This is a genomic window from Fibrobacter sp. UWH4, from assembly GCF_900142475.1.
Taxonomy (GTDB): domain Bacteria; phylum Fibrobacterota; class Fibrobacteria; order Fibrobacterales; family Fibrobacteraceae; genus Fibrobacter.
Genome location: NZ_FRAY01000005.1, coordinates 17,047 through 35,154 on the forward strand (window position 1 = coordinate 17,047; position 18,108 = coordinate 35,154).

General features: G+C 52.5%; 14 protein-coding genes. 13 read left to right on the forward strand and 1 reads right to left on the reverse strand.

What is annotated here, in order from left to right; genetic code table 11:
• Nucleotides 1-3 precede the first annotated feature (3 nt).
• The 10 genes from BUA93_RS09955 (at nucleotide 4) to BUA93_RS10000 (ending at nucleotide 14,955) form a co-directional block, all read left to right on the forward strand.
• Nucleotides 4-2,235, forward strand: coding sequence for a hypothetical protein (locus tag BUA93_RS09955; RefSeq protein ID WP_072979515.1), 2,232 nt, complete (start codon nucleotides 4-6; stop codon nucleotides 2,233-2,235).
• A 12-nt stretch (nucleotides 2,236-2,247) separates the two neighbouring features.
• On the forward strand, nucleotides 2,248-4,575 hold the full coding sequence (locus BUA93_RS09960) for a hypothetical protein (RefSeq protein WP_072979024.1): 2,328 nt from the start codon (nucleotides 2,248-2,250) through the stop codon (nucleotides 4,573-4,575).
• A gap of 12 nt (nucleotides 4,576-4,587) precedes the next feature.
• The gene (locus BUA93_RS09965) at nucleotides 4,588-6,732 is read left to right on the forward strand and encodes a hypothetical protein (RefSeq protein ID WP_072979025.1); all 2,145 of its coding nucleotides are present in this window, start codon (nucleotides 4,588-4,590) and stop codon (nucleotides 6,730-6,732) included.
• A gap of 13 nt (nucleotides 6,733-6,745) precedes the next feature.
• Nucleotides 6,746-7,726: a hypothetical protein gene (locus BUA93_RS09970; protein WP_072979026.1), complete on the forward strand. Its 981-nt coding sequence runs from the start codon at nucleotides 6,746-6,748 to the stop codon at nucleotides 7,724-7,726.
• Between the two features lie 14 nt (nucleotides 7,727-7,740).
• Nucleotides 7,741-8,790, forward strand: a complete 1,050-nt coding sequence (locus BUA93_RS09975; RefSeq protein WP_072979027.1) for a glycoside hydrolase family 18 protein — start codon at nucleotides 7,741-7,743, stop codon at nucleotides 8,788-8,790.
• Nucleotides 8,791-8,896: 106 nt separating this feature from the next.
• Nucleotides 8,897-9,877 carry a T9SS type A sorting domain-containing protein gene (locus BUA93_RS09980; protein ID WP_072979028.1) on the forward strand — a complete coding sequence of 327 codons (981 nt, stop codon included), beginning with the start codon at nucleotides 8,897-8,899 and terminating at the stop codon, nucleotides 9,875-9,877.
• Between the two features lie 205 nt (nucleotides 9,878-10,082).
• Nucleotides 10,083-11,450 carry a glycosyl hydrolase family 8 gene (locus BUA93_RS09985; protein WP_139257966.1) on the forward strand — a complete coding sequence of 456 codons (1,368 nt, stop codon included), beginning with the start codon at nucleotides 10,083-10,085 and terminating at the stop codon, nucleotides 11,448-11,450.
• 21 nt (nucleotides 11,451-11,471) lie between these two features.
• Nucleotides 11,472-13,244 (forward strand): cellulase family glycosylhydrolase, encoded by a 1,773-nt coding sequence (locus BUA93_RS09990; protein ID WP_083597333.1) that lies wholly within the window; start codon nucleotides 11,472-11,474, stop codon nucleotides 13,242-13,244.
• A 302-nt stretch (nucleotides 13,245-13,546) separates the two neighbouring features.
• Nucleotides 13,547-14,503 (forward strand): BatD family protein, encoded by a 957-nt coding sequence (locus tag BUA93_RS09995; RefSeq protein WP_072979031.1) that lies wholly within the window; start codon nucleotides 13,547-13,549, stop codon nucleotides 14,501-14,503.
• An 11-nt stretch (nucleotides 14,504-14,514) separates the two neighbouring features.
• The gene (locus tag BUA93_RS10000) at nucleotides 14,515-14,955 is read left to right on the forward strand and encodes a GNAT family N-acetyltransferase (RefSeq protein WP_072979032.1); all 441 of its coding nucleotides are present in this window, start codon (nucleotides 14,515-14,517) and stop codon (nucleotides 14,953-14,955) included.
• A gap of 2 nt (nucleotides 14,956-14,957) precedes the next feature.
• On the opposite strand, the gene BUA93_RS10005 is transcribed toward BUA93_RS10000, so the two are convergent.
• Nucleotides 14,958-15,290, reverse strand: a complete 333-nt coding sequence (locus BUA93_RS10005; protein ID WP_072979517.1) for a DMT family transporter — start codon at nucleotides 15,288-15,290, stop codon at nucleotides 14,958-14,960.
• A 292-nt stretch (nucleotides 15,291-15,582) separates the two neighbouring features.
• On the opposite strand from BUA93_RS10005, the gene BUA93_RS10010 reads away from it, so the two are divergent.
• The 3 genes from BUA93_RS10010 to BUA93_RS15960 all read left to right on the forward strand — a co-directional run bounded on the left by BUA93_RS10010 (nucleotide 15,583) and on the right by BUA93_RS15960 (nucleotide 18,054).
• Nucleotides 15,583-15,921 carry a TfoX/Sxy family protein gene (locus tag BUA93_RS10010; protein ID WP_072979033.1) on the forward strand — a complete coding sequence of 113 codons (339 nt, stop codon included), beginning with the start codon at nucleotides 15,583-15,585 and terminating at the stop codon, nucleotides 15,919-15,921.
• 168 nt (nucleotides 15,922-16,089) lie between these two features.
• A complete protein-coding gene (locus BUA93_RS10015; RefSeq protein WP_072979034.1) occupies nucleotides 16,090-16,956 on the forward strand; it encodes a hypothetical protein in 867 nt (288 codons plus the stop codon).
• 189 nt (nucleotides 16,957-17,145) lie between these two features.
• Nucleotides 17,146-18,054, forward strand: a complete 909-nt coding sequence (locus tag BUA93_RS15960; protein WP_175547420.1) for a hypothetical protein — start codon at nucleotides 17,146-17,148, stop codon at nucleotides 18,052-18,054.
• The last annotated feature ends 54 nt before the right edge of the window (nucleotides 18,055-18,108 follow it).

An 18,108-nucleotide genomic window follows, 5' to 3' on the forward strand; every position in this document is an offset into this window, starting at 1 on the left:
TTCATGCATAAAAGAATAAGCTGCTTAGCTTTGGGCTTATTGGCCGCTGCTTCATGGGCTGTCGAAACTCCCGAAGAACAACTGGAACGTGTGGATGCCCGCATGGACTCCTTGGCGGAATATGCCGCTTCTACCGTTGTCGGTAAGGACGACCGTCCGGTTGCCATCTCGGGCGACCTGACCATCCGCCTCAAGCATTTCGACTATTACGAATCTTCCGACTTGCAGATGAACGACCGTCAGCGTACGCTCATCCAGTCTGCACTGAACGTGGGTATCGTCGTTTCCCCGTCTTCGTTCTTGACGGTGTTCTCCAACCTCTACCTGCCGTTCGACTTCTCCGGCTACTTCGAGAACAGCAACGCGACTGCTCCGAACTCCGGCGAATTCAACCACGCACAGCGCGTCCCGTTTGACCACTGGACCGACTACTACGGTGTTTCCACCAACGAAAACATGCTGGCCGGTATCGATATCCGTGCAGGCGGCTTTGGTGCGACCCTCCAGGCCGGTGGCGTTATCTGGGCGAATAGTAGCCCCCTTACCATGTGGGAACGCGAAACCATGGCCCGCTTCGCTTCGCAGTACGAAACCTTCGAAGACGAAAAGGTCGTGAGTACCTACTATAAAGAAAAGAACTTCCACCCGGTCAAGGAAGGTGGCCGTGCATTCTGGACCAACCGTTCCTTCGGTGGTATCTTCCTCGATGTGCACACCTTGCCGTACAACATGAAGGCTCAGTTCATGCTGTCCCAGCCGATGGATGCCGACATCGCGACCCGCGACGGTACCAGAATGTTGGGTGGCCAGCCGGGCGAACTGGAAATGGTCGGTACCTACGACTTTGACGGTATGGTCTATCACGGCCGCATCGCCAAGGAAAAGATCCAGGTGGCCGGTGCCGACATGACCGTCGGTGCGAACTATATGGGTGTCGATTTCGAAAATACCGCTATCTACGAACCGGAATACTCCTTCAAGGATGCCGACGGAAACGCCTACGTTGTCGACAACCATGTGGCCTCTATCGACATCAAGGGTAACCTCACTCCCAAGTTCTACTTGATGATGGACCTCGCCTTGAGCTGGGACGATTCCACGAAGTTCAAGCAGATCGAAAGTGACGAAATCTACGCCAAGAACGAAAAGGAATACTACTCCAGCGGCAGTTCCTCTCCGGCTTTCGGCCTCTACATCAAGGCCCAGGACAAGCACTGGGAACCCATCACTCTCGAAGCGGTCTACTTGACTCCGGACTTCTATTCTCCCTTCGGTATGACTGATCCGTCCCGCTACCGCACCTGGCGCCAGGACAAGTTCTATGTCGGCGCGGGTACCTTCCGCTACGGTCCGAACATGGTCGGTGCCAATATCAAGGTGGAACCGCAGATCGAACTCGGCCGTTTCGACGTGCAGTACGGCATTCATCGCCAGATCGAAAAGGGCGACGACATGATCGACTTCAAGTACAACCTGAACGGCCGTGCCATGTGGGAATCCTCCAACTCCTGGACCAAGTTCAAGACCCTTTATACGGCTGACTCCGGTAACGGTAACGACAAGGCCCGTAATGTGGCCCGCGTGGGTGCCAAGTCCACCAACAAGCTCAACAACCTCGAAGGTGGTCTCCGCGGCGGTACCTGGGAACTCTGGGAAGGCTTCGTGCCTTATAACTCCGCCGAAGAAGCTGCTACCGAAGAAGCTCCGCAGCATGTCAAGTGGAACGTCAGCCTGGTTCTCGATGCCGGTTACGAAGTGGGTCACTTCTTCGGTATCCAGCGTAATATCATGATGTCCGTCTATACGGCTCTGTCCGGCGTTTCCACCTCCTTCTCTCCGCTTGCCTACAGCGCAAACCAGAAGGACATGCTCGCTTGGGACTTGTTCATTCAGTCTGAACCGGCTGTGGCCATCACCTCCACGATTCACGGCTTGCTGATCCTCGGCCTCGAAAAGATCTGCGCCCCCAACGCCTATGTTATCCGTACGGTCGACGCCAACCTGCCGAAGCAGGGTTCGACTTACACGGCCGCTTATAAGAACGGCGCCTTCATTTACGAAGAAGCCCCGATTAACATTACACAGACAGCTCTTGGTTTCGGTCTCGACTGGGACTTCACTCCCCGCGCAGGCTTGCATTTCCGCTACAAGTGGATGACCAGCTCCGACGAATTCCTCCCGGAAAACGACTGGAAGGGCCATTACTTCGCTGTTGAAACAAAGATGTGGTTCTAGTAGAGGTTAAGTATGTTACAAAGACTCATTTTTGGTTTGCTCTCTGTTTCCGCAATCGCTTCTGCTACCGCAATTGCCGACAATCAGGCTAAGATAGACAGTACCGTGGACGCCATCGAGTCCCGCAAGGGTGTCGATATCGGCGGTACGGTCCGTGCCGTCTACAACAAGTCCAACGTGGAATCCGACCAGGACGTGAACGGTTTCAACACGCTCCCGGACCGCGAAATTGCTGAATTTGTCCAGTTAGACCTGGATATGCACTTCCGTCCGTGGGATTTTGTGGGGGCGAATATCGTGCTCCGCCTGGGTGCAGGCATGCAGGACTACTTCGCGAACTCCGCTACCATGGTGAATGCCCCCTGGATTAACCTCGAAGGCAACATCGGTAAGAATTTCCACTGGACCGCGGGTGATTTCCGTCAGCAGTATTCTCCGTTGACCGTGTACATGCCCGGCGTCGACATCATGTACGAACCGACGATTTTTGCACGTAACCGCGAGATGGCTCAGAAGGAAGCCTTTATCGAAGGCAACCAGCGCAATCTGCAGGGTCTCAACCTCCAGTTCCGTGCGGACATGGGCCCGACCTTGGGTGAACTCCGTGCTGAAGGTTTCTTTGCCCGCCTCCGCCGCGCCGAACGTCTCGATACGACCGGTGCCGAAGGCAACCTCCTCCCCGGCGAAGATATCTGGGGCGCTTCTCAGGCAGGTACATTTGACAAGTACGCCCTGGCGGCCAACTTGGAACTGTATCCTCTGAACAAGAACCTGATGCTCGGTGTGACCTTCCTGGATGTCTGGGATGACGAAGACTCCAAGGCCTACACCTACTACAAGAACGACCTTTACAAGGCTAACGGTGGTTCTGACTCCAGGTATACCTATATCAGGAAGCCGATCAACTTCCATGACTCCCTGCCTCAGTCCACCCAGGTGATTGCTGGCCGTATCGGTGCCGACATTGCCGGACTCATGGGCAACAAGAGCTTGATCGCCGACTTGACCGGTGAAGTCGCCTACTCGATGGACAAGATTTACACCGAAGCTTCGGCGGTTGCCGTTGGCATGGTGCCTCAGTATGACGAATACAACTTGCCCGTTCTCGATGAAGCGGGTAATCCCGCTATGGCCGAAGGTCCCATTGTTTTCAGGGATGAAGCCGGAAACATCTACGATACGCTCCGTACCATTACCTCCGAAGACGAAATCGAGAAGGGCCTCGCCATTAACGCGAACCTGAATGTCGGTTACAAGACGGATAGCTGGATGGCCAAGGTCTCCGTGGATTACATCCGCAACGACTCTAGCTGGTACAACTCTCTTGCTCAGTCCCCGTCTTTCATCGCGACTCGCGTCATGAACTCCGACAAGGATGCCGACTTGACCAAGTACGGTCCGTACGCTCCGCTGTATTCCACCTTCGACGCTCTCTACTTCTTTACGCCGAAGCATTCTCCCGTTTCCCAGTACCTGACGAACGATGACGCCGGTATGGAAAATGGCCAGACCAAGAGCTACAACATTGCTCCGTACTCCAAGACCTCATACACCACGGCGACCTACACCCGCAAGGAACTCGCCCTGATCGACGAACTCTCTGACGCCAACATCCAGATGGCCTTGCCCAACGGTCTTGCGACCACGAACCGTACCGGTGTCCGCGCAAACCTGGTGGCAGGTTACGGTAAGGATAACTTGGTTGAAGTTCAGGGCTTGTTCACCAAGATGGACCAGGTTGCCGGTATGGGCGGCCTCGATGCTGCCTCTTACACGGAATTCGGCGGTGGTGCCAAGATCGATGTTCTTGGCCTGCTCGGATTTAGCTTGCCGCTGGAATTGAGCGGTAGCTACAAGCATGCCGAACGTTCCATTTCCAGTGCCGAGTTCAAGACGGACTTCATCAATGCCGGTCTCTATGCCCGCTACTGGAAGCGCCTCGGTATTTCTGCCGGCTTCCAGATGATCAACGCCGAACTCAATGCGGCTGGTGCCCTGATGCAGGAACTGGCTATGAGCAACCTCAAGGTTTCCGTGGCTCCTGTGATGACGGGTAAGCAGATGCAGTGGATGGTCGGTCTCGACTACACGCTTGCTCCGCATGCCTGGTTGGCCATCAATTACGGACAGGCTACCGTCAAGAATACCTACTCGGTCGTGGGCCTGGGTGGAACCTTGCTGGGTGGCGAGTACAGTGCCAGCGACAACAGCTTTGTGCCGGCAACAGAGACGAACCTTCCTGACTATGTCGCTATCGAGAACCGCGAATCTCAGGCGACCGAACTTGAACATGAATTCACCCGTAGCATCCTTCAGGCTACAATCAACGTAGAGTTCTAAGGGAGGCAAACAATGAATAAAGATTTGAAGCTTATGGGTTATAAATCGGTCCTCCTTTCTTCGATGCTTGCTGCTTCTGTAGCTTTCGCTCAGGAAGAAGCCAAGGATACCACTTCTGTCGAAGGTCGCCAGCTGAGCCTGCTCGAAAAGCTGACGAACTTTGAGGCCAATGCGCTCGGCTTTGCCATCAACGGTAATGCCAAGGCGGGTTACCTGCACTCGACGATTTCTTCGGACGACTTGACTAAGGACTCTCAGTTGGACGAAGCGTCTGCCTACACACGCATGAACATGGTGTTCTCCGTTCGCCCCAGCTCCGAAAGCGTAGCGAAGTTCAACCTGCGCTTCCACAAGGACTGGCAGAACGCTCACCGCGAAGGCAACAACTCTCCCATTACGACTTGGTGGTCTTATGACGGCTATAGCCTCAATAAGCACATGAAGTTCAACTTGGGTCACATGCGCGTGGGTTACACTCCGTTGACCGTTTACCAGCCGATGCCGGATCTGATTTTTGAACCGACGATCCTTGCTGAACACCGTGCCGAAGTCATGGCCGACAAGAATCTGGACGGCTCGAACGACCGTCTGATGCAGGGTGCGAATGTCGAGGTGACCACGGGACAGCTCGGTGCCTTTGATGACGTGAAACTTCACGGTACCTTGGCCCGTATCCGCAACGTGGCCAAGAAAAAGGACCAGGTCTTCTTCGACTTTGACCAGTCTGACCGCTATATGACGGCCATTGCCGGTAGCGTGGACCTGAGCGGCGTTACGCTCGGCGTGAACGAAGTCTACACCTTCGACCGCGTCCGTAGCTCCCGTTCGGTCAACATGTATACCGCACTCGATACTCTTTACTACGATCTGAACAACGTGCTCAGCTTCGAACTCGGCTTTGATTCCAAGCGCCTGATGCCGGGTGATTTCCACTTCGGTATCGATGTGGAATACGCCCTGTCCTACTGGAGCGTCTACCAGGATGCATACAAGGTGACCGAGAAGAAGGCGATGTTTGTCGATACTGCCGCTGTCGTGAATCCCGATGGTTCGGTCAATGCGGACCGTGGCTACTTCAGCTACAGGACAACGACCGAAATCAAGGCTAGCATGGACCAGATTGCTACGGCTCAGAACAAGGGCGCCTTGAGGGTGAACCTCTATGCCGACGCTTCTATGGGCTCCATTGATTTCGATGCCAAGGCGAACGTGATCAAGGTCGACAAGGATTTCCAGGCTGAACTCGCCATGACTCCTGCCGTGCTGTCGAACATCCCGGTGCTCAACAGCGATGCAAGCTTCTCGACTCCCATGGCCGACGAACTGCTTTCCGGTGTCCGTTCGGGTTCTCTCGAAAACCTCTACTTCACCATGTACGAATCGGTTCCGCTGAACTCCTCGAACATGATGGTGAAGGATCCGACCATTTACGAATCCGAATACAACCGCCTCTACAACAACTTCAAGTACGCTCAGTACTATCGTAACGGATACAACAACATGACCTTGAAGCGTACCGACCTGCTCGCTACGACAACGGTGCTTGATCCGTCTACGAACATCGCGATGCCCTACGGTTACGCTACTCCGAACCGTACCGGTGGCGATATCGACCTGAACGGCAAGTGGAACGACGCTGTCGCGTTCCGCGTGGTCTTCGGCCTCTATATGGCCGACTCGGTCAACCTCCTGGAAAATCCGACTGATTTCGCTACTGGCACGCAGTATATGCGTGTAGGCGGTGGCCTCAATGTCGACGTGGCCCGCCTCGCGAACCTTTCCAAGGATCTTGGCGTCAAGCTGGGCGGTTCCTACGAGATGGCTAACGAAAAGGATGGCCTGGAACGTTCTAGCTCCCGCATCATGGCCGGTCTCGACCTCTCCTGGAAGCAGGTGGCCTTGTTGACCGGTTTCCAGATGCTGAGCCTCGATTTCGGCGTGCCGTACATGGGCGTCCTGGACAAGTCCTCCGAAATGTTGCTCCTGACTGGACTTCGCTACAAGCTGGGTGCCGGTGCCTACGCTACCGTGCAGTACGGCCGCTTGACGAACACCATCGACTATATGAATATGGATATGGCTACCGGTGCAACCAGCTCGGCTAAGCTCGATATTTCCAAGAACATTATCATGGCTGACGTGACGGTCAACTTCTAAGGGGAATTTGAATATGAATAAAAAAGTAAAATTCGCACTGATCGGAACGGCCCTGGTTCTTGGTGCCTGCGCAGATTACTCCGTAGACTCCGGTGATATGGCTGTCAAGACCTCTAACGCCGGTAACGGTGTCCATGACATCGCCTACTACAAGATGCCTTCCGATTTTGACATCGATACTTATCTCGCTTTGAATCCCGATGTCAAGTATTTCCAGATTATCGACAGGCTCCGTAACCAAGACAACAAGCCTCGACTGGATTCCATGGCAAATAACGATACCAAGGCCGAGGCTACGGCGCTCTACAATGCCGACAACGAGGCGTTCCTTGCCGACGAAGCCCTGGTCAAGAAGGCCTTCTTGATGGCCGGATACCCGGAATCCATGTGGGAAGGTGCTGCCGAACTCAACAAGGAACAGAAGGCAATCGTGCTCCGTTTCAACAAGCAGCAGATTGGTGGTGCTCCCAGTGCTGCCGAAGACGTTGCCTATCTTGATAACTTCGTGTACGATCCGGATCTTTACGCAATGCATTATGCCGCGTTCGGAATCCTTGACGGTCGCGCCTACCGTGCCTGTGCTGCCGCCGACATTACGATCCCGGCTGGTAACCCGCAGGCGGGCAAGACGGTCGTTTCGAAGGCTGCCTCGATCGAAAAGCAGGTGGCGACAATCGTGAACCTGGCCGATACCTTGGGTGCAAAGCCCCGAATCATGGACTACAGCTCCTACTACTTCTGCCAGAATGCGGCGGATGGCCAGATTTATCCGATTTGGAATGACGAAGGTGGCGAACGCCTTGTTCGTATCCGCGAAGTTCAGGACAGCCTCCTTGTAGCGAACCCTCCTGAACCCGAACCGACCGAACCCGCTGCAGAAGAGAATCCTGCTGCTGCGGAAACGGCTTCGGAAGAAACCGCTGCGCCCGCTGCGGAAGAACCTTCCACTGAAGAACCTGCTGCAGAAGAATCTGGTGAAACTCCTGCAAATTAAGAAAGGGTGACGATATGTTTAAGAAATTTATTGCAACATTAGGATGCTCCGCTGCGCTGCTTTTTGCAGCTGAATTTCAGGTAGGAACATATTTCCCGAACTGGCTCCAGTATTCCCAGTTTACCCCCGAAGATGTCCGTTACGAATTCCTGACGAACATTCATTACGGCTACTTTATTCCTAGCGAAGACGGCTCCAGCCTTTCTAACTCGGACGAAAACGACAATCCCAACTTCGAAAAGCTTGCTAGCCTTTCCAAGGAAAAGAAGGTAAGCCTCACGGTGAATGTGGGCGGAGTCGGTAACGAAGAGGTCATGAAGGCCGTTGCTTCTAGTGAAGAAGCCCGTGCCGCCCTGGCCGAAGCCGCGAAGTCCCTGGTGGACCAGTACGGCATTGCCGGCATCGAACTGGACTGGATGCCCGCCGAAGAGGAAGAATATGCCTCTTGGGGTGCCATGGTGACAGCCCTTGCCGATGCAGGCGTGACTGTTTCTGCGACGGTGGCCGGTTCTCCGGATGCCGCTAAGCTTTACCCGGCAGAAGCCCTTTCCAAGCTCGCTACGGCGATGGTCATGCTGACCGACCAGATGAGCGAAGAGGAATCCAGTGTCAAGCCCAATTCCGACTTCTCCTATGCGCAGGAAGTCCTGAAGGCATACGCCGAAGCGGGAATTTCCGCTGACAAGGTGGTCCCGGTCGTTCCCATGTACGGAAAGACCTTCCTGGGGGCTACGGGTCTCGGCTCCAGCCATCAGGGTTCCGGAAGCGGTAACGAAGGCTACCTGACCTATAAAGAATTGATGAACGTGTTCGACACTCCTGACTATCAGGTCACGTTCGACGAGGCGACCCAGAGCGAGGTGGCGGTAAGCGCCTCCGAAACGATCGTCTTCAACGGAATTCCTTCAATGAAGTCTCTGGCGACTTTTGTCAAGGACAACGGATTTGGCGGAATGGCGCTCTATGACATTTCGGGTGACCACAAGGCCCCCGTCGTCTCCCTTTTGGTGACGGTAGGTCAGGTCTTGAGGCCCGAAATTAAGTATAACGCTAAGAAAAAGTGATTTTGCCCACAAATAATCCTGTAAAGTTTTTTTTGCGAGACAAATATCCTTTTTTGAATTATATTATAGCCACATAAACAATAAACCCTAACAAAGAGAGAGAATTATGAAAAATCTTGCTATTTTCGGCCTTGCTGCCGCTAGCGCATCTCTGGCCGCAGGTTCCCTGTGGAACATGGATGTTGATGCATACCAGGTCCAGGTCCCGGAAACGGTTGCTTGCGACAAGACTGGTGACGACTACGGTGCAGCTTGCTACGAATCTACCGGTGGTTGGTGGTTCGCCTACGTTGGCGACGAAAAGGACGGCCAGGTGATGTCTTTCGATCCGATCGACACCAACCCGGATGGTACCTACAAGCTCATCACTACCGATCCAACTGATGGTTCCATCATCGCGGGCGGTAACCTCGTTGAAGGCGTTGGTCTCCAGGTGACGATGTCTGCCGCTGGTGGTGCCGCTTCTACTCCGGCTATCGCTGGTATCGGCTTCAACTGGACCAAGGCTGAAACCCCGATCGACATTTCCGCTCACGCCGGTTACTGCGTTGTCTATTCTTGGACTGGCTCTCAGGCTCTCCAGATGGAACTCGGCTGGGACGAAGCTGCTAACGGTTACGACTCCTGGTACACCTCTATGCCTGCTACTACGGGCTCTGCGACCAGCAGCCTCGATCTTCCGTGGGCAAAGTTCAAGCAGGACGGTTGGGACAAGGCTAAGCAGCCGATCACCGTTGCTCAGACCAAGGCTGTCTCTCTGAAGATCCGTCTGAAGAACTCTACTGCTGCCGAAGTGAAGGGTGCCCTCACCATCGCCGAACTCGGTTGGTCCGGTGAATGCGGCACTGGCAAGACTGATGCTATCGGTAGCGTCGCTAAGGCTTCTTCTGTGAAGGCCACCCTCTCTGGTCGCACCCTCTCCTTCTCTGGCGTTAAGGCTGCCAAGGCTGAAGTGCTGAACCTCCAGGGTCAGGTTGTTATGAGCGGTTCTACCGCTTCCGCAATGAACCTCGCTAGCCTCAACGCTGGTGTGTACATGGTTCGCGTTGCCGGTGCAAACCTCACTCAGAAGATCCTCCTCAAGTAATTTCTACTTGAAGTAGACTTTCAGGACCCCGTCTTCGGACGGGGTTCATTTTTTTGTGCCATAAAGTTCCGAGGCCTGGTTGCCGGTGTGCGATTATTCACATCGGTTCCATTTGTGTACATGCAAACGCGTTTTTACTTTATTTTTTTGCTTTTTTTAATTAAATTATAGATTGAGTGTTTTGACTTTTTTTTCGAGGCTATTTATGAAAAAGTATCTTCTGCCGGTATTGGGTGTTACTACGGCTATGCTGATGGCATGTTCCGACGAATCTTCTTCGCCGTCCAACGCGGTTGATCCCGGTATTGCTTCCAGCGCATCTGTTGATCCGGGCCTTCCCGCTGTTTCGAGCGACGCAAATCCCGGACTGGTTTTGTCTAGCGAAAGTTCTGCTCCCGTGGTGGATCCCGGCGCTTCGACTTACTATGCCGTGTTCCCGACACCGAACCAGTTGGCTGTGCAGACGATGTACAACAACTGGATTGCCAAGTTCTACGTGACTTACGAAGAGGAAGTCCCGGCCTCGGAAGAACCTTACCTTGGCGCGATGGTGGAAAAACTGAAGGGTTCCGCCCGTATCAAGTTCGACTCTCCGCTGAACACGGTGTCCGAAGGTATCGGCTACGGTATGCTGATTACCTACTTCATGAAGGACTGGGAAAAGTTCAACAGGTTGTTCAAGTATTACCAGGCGTACCCGGTGAGCGCTGCAGACGGTCTCTTCTTTATGAAGTGGATGGTCAAGGGCGACGAATTCAAGGGAGGATTCTCCGCCGACGCAACGGGTGGCTCTGCTACGGATGCCGACCTGGACGTGATGACGGCCTTGTTCCTTGCCTATGGCGAAACGGGTAATGTTGAATACCTGAATTACGCCAAGGGCATCGCCGGTGCCATTTACAACACCGAAGTCAATGCGACCACGCACCTGTTTATGCCGGGTAACGACGGCCTGCACATGAACGACGGTTATGTCTACAATACCAGCTACTTCTCGCTGATAGCCCTCCGTCTCGCTATTAAGTACGACACGGAACGCAGTGCCGCCTGGCAGCAGGTTCTCGATGCGACTTACGCCTATATGCTCAAGGTTCAGGCTGCTGGTAACGGCCTCTGGCCGGACTGGAGCAATGCGGACGGCATTCCGACGAACCCGGAGAACAACTCTTCGACAGGAAAGCTCTGCGACTACTTTGGTCTCGAAGGCGTGCGTATCCCGCTTCGCATAATGTGGGACTACAACTGGTTTGGTGACGACCGTGCAAAGACCATGGCCGAAACGGCTGCCAACTTTGCCTTTACCTCGACGGGTGGCGATATCACCAAGACTCTGATCAAGTATATCTACCAGGGTGAACAGCCCAAGGCCGGTTTGGGTGGCGCCCATTTCCGCGGTGCATTCTGCTCGCTGTGGACTGTTAACGCGGCTTTGTCTGCCAATACCGCAGCCTGCAACGATGTAATCCTTGCTACTCCGTTCAAGTCGACGAACTCGCTCTACTTCGAACCTTCGATGCAGATGCTCTACACGCTGTTCATCAACGGCTACTTTATCAAGTACTGGAATTATTAATATAAACTATAGGGTAATACAATGGTGTTGAAAAAACTTCTGATGGGTGTGCTTGCGGTGGCGATTGGGGTGATTGCCTCGCCGATTTCGGAACATGGGCAGTTGTCCCTCAAGGGGTTTGATGTGGTCGACAAGAATGGCCAGCCGTATGTTTTGCGCGGCATGAGCTTCTTCTGGGATATGCCGGGATGGGGGGGCGAACCGTTCTTTAATTCGGGTGTGGTAAATACTATTGCGAATGACTGGGGCGGAAATGTTGTTCGAACGCCAATTAGCCAGTTGAATGAATCTCGCGCGAAGGCGATGATCGACTATGCCGCTTCGGCAGGTATCTACATTATTGTGGACTACCATTCCCATTGCGCCCACAAGAATGCTTCTAGTGCGCAGTCGTTCTTTGGCAATATCGCGAGCTACGTGAAGCAGAAAAATTACGTGCACGTCCTTTATGAACTGTACAACGAACCGCTTTATGAAAACTGCAATGGTGAAACCGATACCCAATCTGGTGGAACCCTTACAAGTTGGAACACGATTAAGCAGTATGCCGAATCCGTGATTCCGAAGATCCGTGCAAACGACCCGAACGGTATCATTATCGTGGGTACCCCGAACTACTCCCAGGGTACCGAGGCGGCTCGTGCCAATCCGATTACCGGCCAGAAGAACATCGCCTATACGCTGCATTTCTATGCATCTACCAGTGGTCATGGCTCCTTGCGCTATAACCTGCTGCGTGGCAAGTGCAATGATTTCCCGATCATCATCACCGAATGGGGCGTCTCCGAATCTAGCGGCGACGGCAATTTCACGAAGTCCATGAATGACACTTGGATGTCTTGGATTGAAACCATTGGTGCAAGCTGGGCCAATTGGTCCATTATGAATAAGAGCGAGACATCTTCCGCGTTGATGGGTCATGCTAGCACCAACGGTGGCTGGAGCGACGGTGATCTGACTCCTTCGGGCAAGTATGTCAAGAACCTGATGAAGAACCTGAATGCCGGTAAGGGTCTTTCCAGCGTGGGGCTGAGCCCGGCCAATGTTGATTGCGCTCAACTCGAAGGTGGCGAACAGTATGAGTTTGTTCGAAACGGTGTGGGGAACTTCGGCTATGCAATCCAGGGTGAAAACTACATGGATTCCTCCAACGCAAAGACTGTCGAAACAGATGCCAAGGGCGTGCAGAATGAAATGTACCTGACTTCACAGAATAGCGGATCTGAAGCTTGGGCGGAATATACGTTGATGGATATTCCGGCTGCCGGTTACTATGTGTTCTATGCCAAGGTTGGTGCCAACAGCGATGGCTACCTCCGCTACAGTGTCGATGAAGGCGCAACCGTGGATTCCGTGAAATACACGTCTACGGGTGGCCTCACGACCATCAAGGGCTTCTACAACAAGATTGCTCTGCCGACTGAAGGAACTTCCAACATCCGCGTGTCCTGGAAGGGCGATGTCGCATTGGATGTGTTCTCCGTTGTCGTTGCCGATTCTGCGGATAGCACGGAGCTCGGAATCAAGGCGGGCGAACAGATTGTCTCGATCGGTTCTGCAAAGGCCTCTGTGTCGGACCAGTTCCGTTTTGATGCCAGGAACCGCTCCTTCGTGATTCCGGAAGGCTACGAACGCCTCTCCCTGTTCTCTGTGAAGGGCCGCAAGGTTTACTCGGCCGATGTGACGGGCAAGGCGAATGTGGGCCTGGATCGCTCGGTCAAGAAGGGTGTGTACATGGCTGTCCTGAGCGGAGCGAAGGGACAGACATCCCTGCAGCTTAAGGTGACAGAATAAAGCACCATAACGCGAAAAGATTGAATGCCGGGCTTACCCCCGGCATTTTTTTTCTTACGTCATCCTCTAGCACAAGTGTACCCCCCCCCTTATGTCATCATCCTCGACATCATAAAAGCACATAAGTGTCCCCCTCTTGTCATCCTCTAGCACAAGCCTGCCCCCCTACGTCATCCTCGACAGAGCGAAGCGACGGAGGGGATCCAGAGCAGAAGTCACTCGTCGTCCTCGCCATAGTTGCGCCTCGGTTATGAGCAAGCAAGCTTGCTCACAACTCTCGGCTTTTGTATATTACCCCTCGTATGGAAAATGATTCTTTGAATGTGAATGATGCTGATAGCGTGGCGACCGATAGCGCCGTGGCTGCGCCTGAAATCCAGATGCCTTCGCCCGAGCAACTCGGAATTTCGATTGTCGCGGGACCGCAGGGTGGAATGCCCGCGGTGACCGTGGGCGATACCTTTGAATTCCCCGTGACGGTCTCCTGGAGCGTGCAGGGGAGCGCCCTGCTGGTGGTGCCGACAGGTTCCGCGAACGCGAAGGGCCTCACGCAGGTGGGAATGTCGCAGGAATCGGCCCGTTCCGTCAAGGATGGCAAGGAAATCGCCTCGATTACGTTTACCTACAAGATTGTGGCCGCCGATACAGGTGACCTCCATGTACCTGCGATGCGTTTCGAGATTCCTACGCAAATGGGTCAGCCGCTTGACTTGCGTAGCGAAAGCGTGGATGTGCGCGTGAACGAACCGTTTAATCCGCTCCCGCTTGCGGTGGGCCTGATTGTGGCCGTTTGCGTGCTTTGCGCGGGCTTGTGGCGTGTAAAACGCCGTAACGCCGCCCGAGAGGCTGTCGCTGCCAAGAACGCCGCCGAAAACGCTCTTCGGACGAAAATGCTGGTGCTCAAGCAGCGCGTGAATTCGGCCGACAGTCGCGAATGGCTCCTGGAACTCGAAAGCATCTGCAAAGAATACGTGGCGAATAAGTTCCCCGAGCTTGTCGAAGGGAACGCTTCTGCTGCGGGAAACTCTGCTGGCAAGGTCCCTGAGCCTGCCGAAGGGCTTGCTGCAGGGAATGTATCCGCCGCCTCCGCGGTCAATTTGGATGCCCTTGTGAAGGACGGCAAGCTCGAAGGCTGGGAATCCCTCGTCGAAGAATTTGCGCACGCCCGCTACGGCGGCGGCAAGCGCGACGGCTTCGAAAATAAGGAAACCTGGAAAGGAGCCATGAAGCTCATGGGTATTTCCGAGGACGAAGAGTAACCGGGCCTTCAATGAAGATTGTTCGGGTTTCAAGAGAATGTGAGCGCGCTGGCGTCTACTACGTGCGCATGGCAACGATGATGCGCAAGCACCAGATTCCGCTGGATGCCGAAGTCGATTCCCATGATGGCGTGAACTGCCATTACATTCTTGCTCTGGATGATATTTACCCGGTTGCCACGTGCCGCTGGTTCGAGGTAGGCGATGCTGCTGAAGGCGTTGCCGAAATCGGGCGTGTTGTGGTACTGCCGGAATACCGCGGGCAGCATTTGGGCCGCTCCGTTGTCGCCGAGGCCGAAAAGTGGATGCGCGAAGCAGGCTTCAAGAAGGTCGAGATTTCGAGCCGCGTGAATGTCGCGGACTTCTACGAAAAAATGGGCTACCGCTTCAACGAGAGCGGCAAGGCCCATCATGACACGTTCGAGTGCGTGTATATGGAAAAGGTTCTGTGAACCTAATGGATATCCATCTTCGAAAATAGATTCAACACGGCGACGCCTGAAATAATCAGGACGAGCCCGATAATGGCTCCCAAGTCGGGCATCTGCTTGAAAAAGAAAATGCCGCTGACGGTAATGAGCGCGATGCCCAGTGCCGACCAGGTGGCGTACGCGATGCCGATGGGGATGGTGCGCAGGCAGAGGCTCAACAGGTATAGCGACGCCACGTAGCAGACGAGCGAGGCGATGGACGGGACGAGCTTGGTGAACTGCTCCGACATCTTGAGGAGCGTGGTGCCGGCGGCTTCTGCGACAATAGCGAGGATAAGGAATATGTAGTTGAGCATAGGGAAAATATACAAATTAATAGTACGGCCTGCTATCGACGATGTTTTTGATGCTTGCGCGAGAGGCTTACATACTGAATGTTTGTTTTGTGTTGATTAGTATGTAATTTTTCCCGAAAAAAGTCACTTTTTGGGGCTTTTAGGGAAGAAAAGTTGTCTGAAATAGGGAAAATGCTCTCAAAAAGGGTGTTTTGCGGATTTTTTTACATACTAGAGTGCGAAATTAGAGTTTTTAGTATGTAAGGGTGCGCGGCAAAAGTTTTTTGACCGTGCTTTATTTATATTTAAAAATATGCCGAGTTCTGAAAAATTCCGCGATCATGTTTTGGAACAGTTCAATGGAAAGCTGCTTGAAGGTGGTTTCCGCGTGACGACCCGCAAGATGATGGGCGAGTACGTCCTCTATGCCGACGGGAAAATTTTCGGCGGGATTTACGATGACCGCCTGCTGGTGAAGCCCGTGCCTGCTGCGGTGGCGATGCTCCCCGGCGCAAAAAAGCAGTTGCCCTACGAAGGAGCGAAGCCGATGCTCCGTGTGACTAACGAGCAGATTGAAGATGGCGTTTTGCTGGTTCGCCTGCTCGAAGCCATGTTGCCGGAACTGCCTGCTGCGAAAGTGAAGAAGAAATAAACGGTATACCGTCCTCGGCGCTTTACTTGTCATTCCCGCCGCTTTACTTGTCATGTCCGCGGGCATCTCCTTTTCTGAAGTGAATTTGTCTGTTTTTTTTGACGAAACCCACAAACAAGCAGATGGAATGCGCTCGAATCCCTTTGAAAAAAGGTATCATTGTAGCGTATGAGAATTGCATTCCTCATTATATTGGCGTTCCTGTTGTATGGCTGTTCCGTTCACAAGGCGAATATAACGAAGGGCACATTTGATGTGGATGTTCCCGAACCGTTTTGGGGAACTGGCGTCTGGGTGATGCCGAATACCGTCTACTTTAGGGGAAATATTGCGTATACCGTTGGGGACAAAGAAATAGTTCCACTAGACGGTCTAACAAATGAAGGGTATAGGCGACCTCGTGGTGAATCGCTTCCGGACGAAGATGCGAACATTGAATACCGACTGAAGGACAGTCCCTTTAGCGGTTCTTTGGATGTTTTTGCAAAGACATGGCTTTTCTTGGGAGGGGGCCGGGTCGAGGTTGATCCTTATCCTTCCGTTACTCTTTTTGCGGGGCTTAATTCTCTTGTCGGTGAATTTGGGGTAGGAACTCGCTTGGGCTATTCCAAGGATAAGGCTACTTATTCTGGAAAGTACTTGTACGTAGAAAATGGCAGCTTGGATGATGATGTTCTTTTCAATACCGTCGTCAAGGGAAAATTTGAAGAAACGCATTCTTACAGCAACGCCAATTTCGGATTGTACGCCTATTCAAGTCTCTTTGTGACGGAACATTTTTCGTTGAATTTTTCTACGGGCTATTATCAACCTTGGTTATTCAGGAGTTCGCTCCAATTGGATAATATCGAGGTTCCTGGGGATTACGACATAACCATAGATTTCCCGTATTTTCTCTCGCAATACGCCGGGGCGACCATATCTCTGTTTGATCATGTTCTGTTGTCTGTAGGGGAAACCTATTACTACACTCGTTCTCCCGCCTCGGCCAATAACATCTGGCAAACCCATTTCTCTTTGTCTTACATGTATTAGATGATCATTTTCTGGTAGCCGGGAAAATGATCTGTTTTCTTACCCTGTCGTGTCCGCTGCTACGCTTGTCATTCCGGGCTTGATCCGGAATCTCCTTCTTAGAAGCAAAGAGGTCTATTTTATTTGATAAAGTTTGCGAATTGGCAGATGGAATGAATTCGGGTTTTGCCTAGATATTCTATTTTGTAGATGATGGCTCGCGGAATTTTATGGATTGTGTTGATGGTGTGTGCCCTGCTGCTTGCGGGGTGCTCAAGTCATCCGCCTTCTGCGGCTGCTTTTATGAATATGAAAAATAAAAGTTTTGGCTTTGGTTCTGGAGGAACGCTGCGAACAGGTAATCTTTATGATGGAAAATGCAATAATTATGATCATAATGATTATTTTTGTGTTGAAGAAGCAAGGGATTTAGATCTTGCATTTTTTTATCGCATCCATTATGGTGTGTTCGGTTTATCTCTTGAAAATTTTACTCCCAATTTGCATGCAGGTTTTCTTAGTCAGTATGTCGGATTGCAAGGATGGGCTTGGACTGGGATGGGAGCAGTGGAAGAACGCTATGGACGCGGAGGCTCGTTTTATGGGGGTGTAATGCTAATAGAGGAACTGCCGATAACTGAAAAGTTTAGAATAGGTGCCAGTGAACATATTTCGCGTAATGTCTATAAGGTCGATGAAAATTTGGGTGGTATTAGTTTTTGGTCTGCTGATGCTTTTGGGGAATATGGAGTCGGTGCTTATGTTTCCTTCTGGGGTGCTTCGCTAGAATACCGTTATGGGCGGGAAATAGGGAAATCCAACAATCGTTTTTATTTTACGTTGAATTACTTGTTTGGTTTGAAGGAAAAAACTCCAGAAGAAAAACAACGTCGTCGGGAATTGAAAAGTGCATTGAATCGGTACGAGGCGTTGCGTTCGGAATTGAATGTGCGAAAGGAAAAAGTGAAGTGGCTTATTCGAACAAAGGAGAGTCAGGGGTCTGTTACCGAAGAAGAAATTGAAGAAGAGAAACGGCAGCTTCAGGAATTGAGAAGGGCTGCGGATCAGCAGAAAATGAAAGTTCGAGAATTAAAAAACGCAAAACGCTTTGACTTTTGATTTTTTAAGATTGGGCAAGCACTGCTTGCCCGATTTGGCAATCGTCGCTTGCCA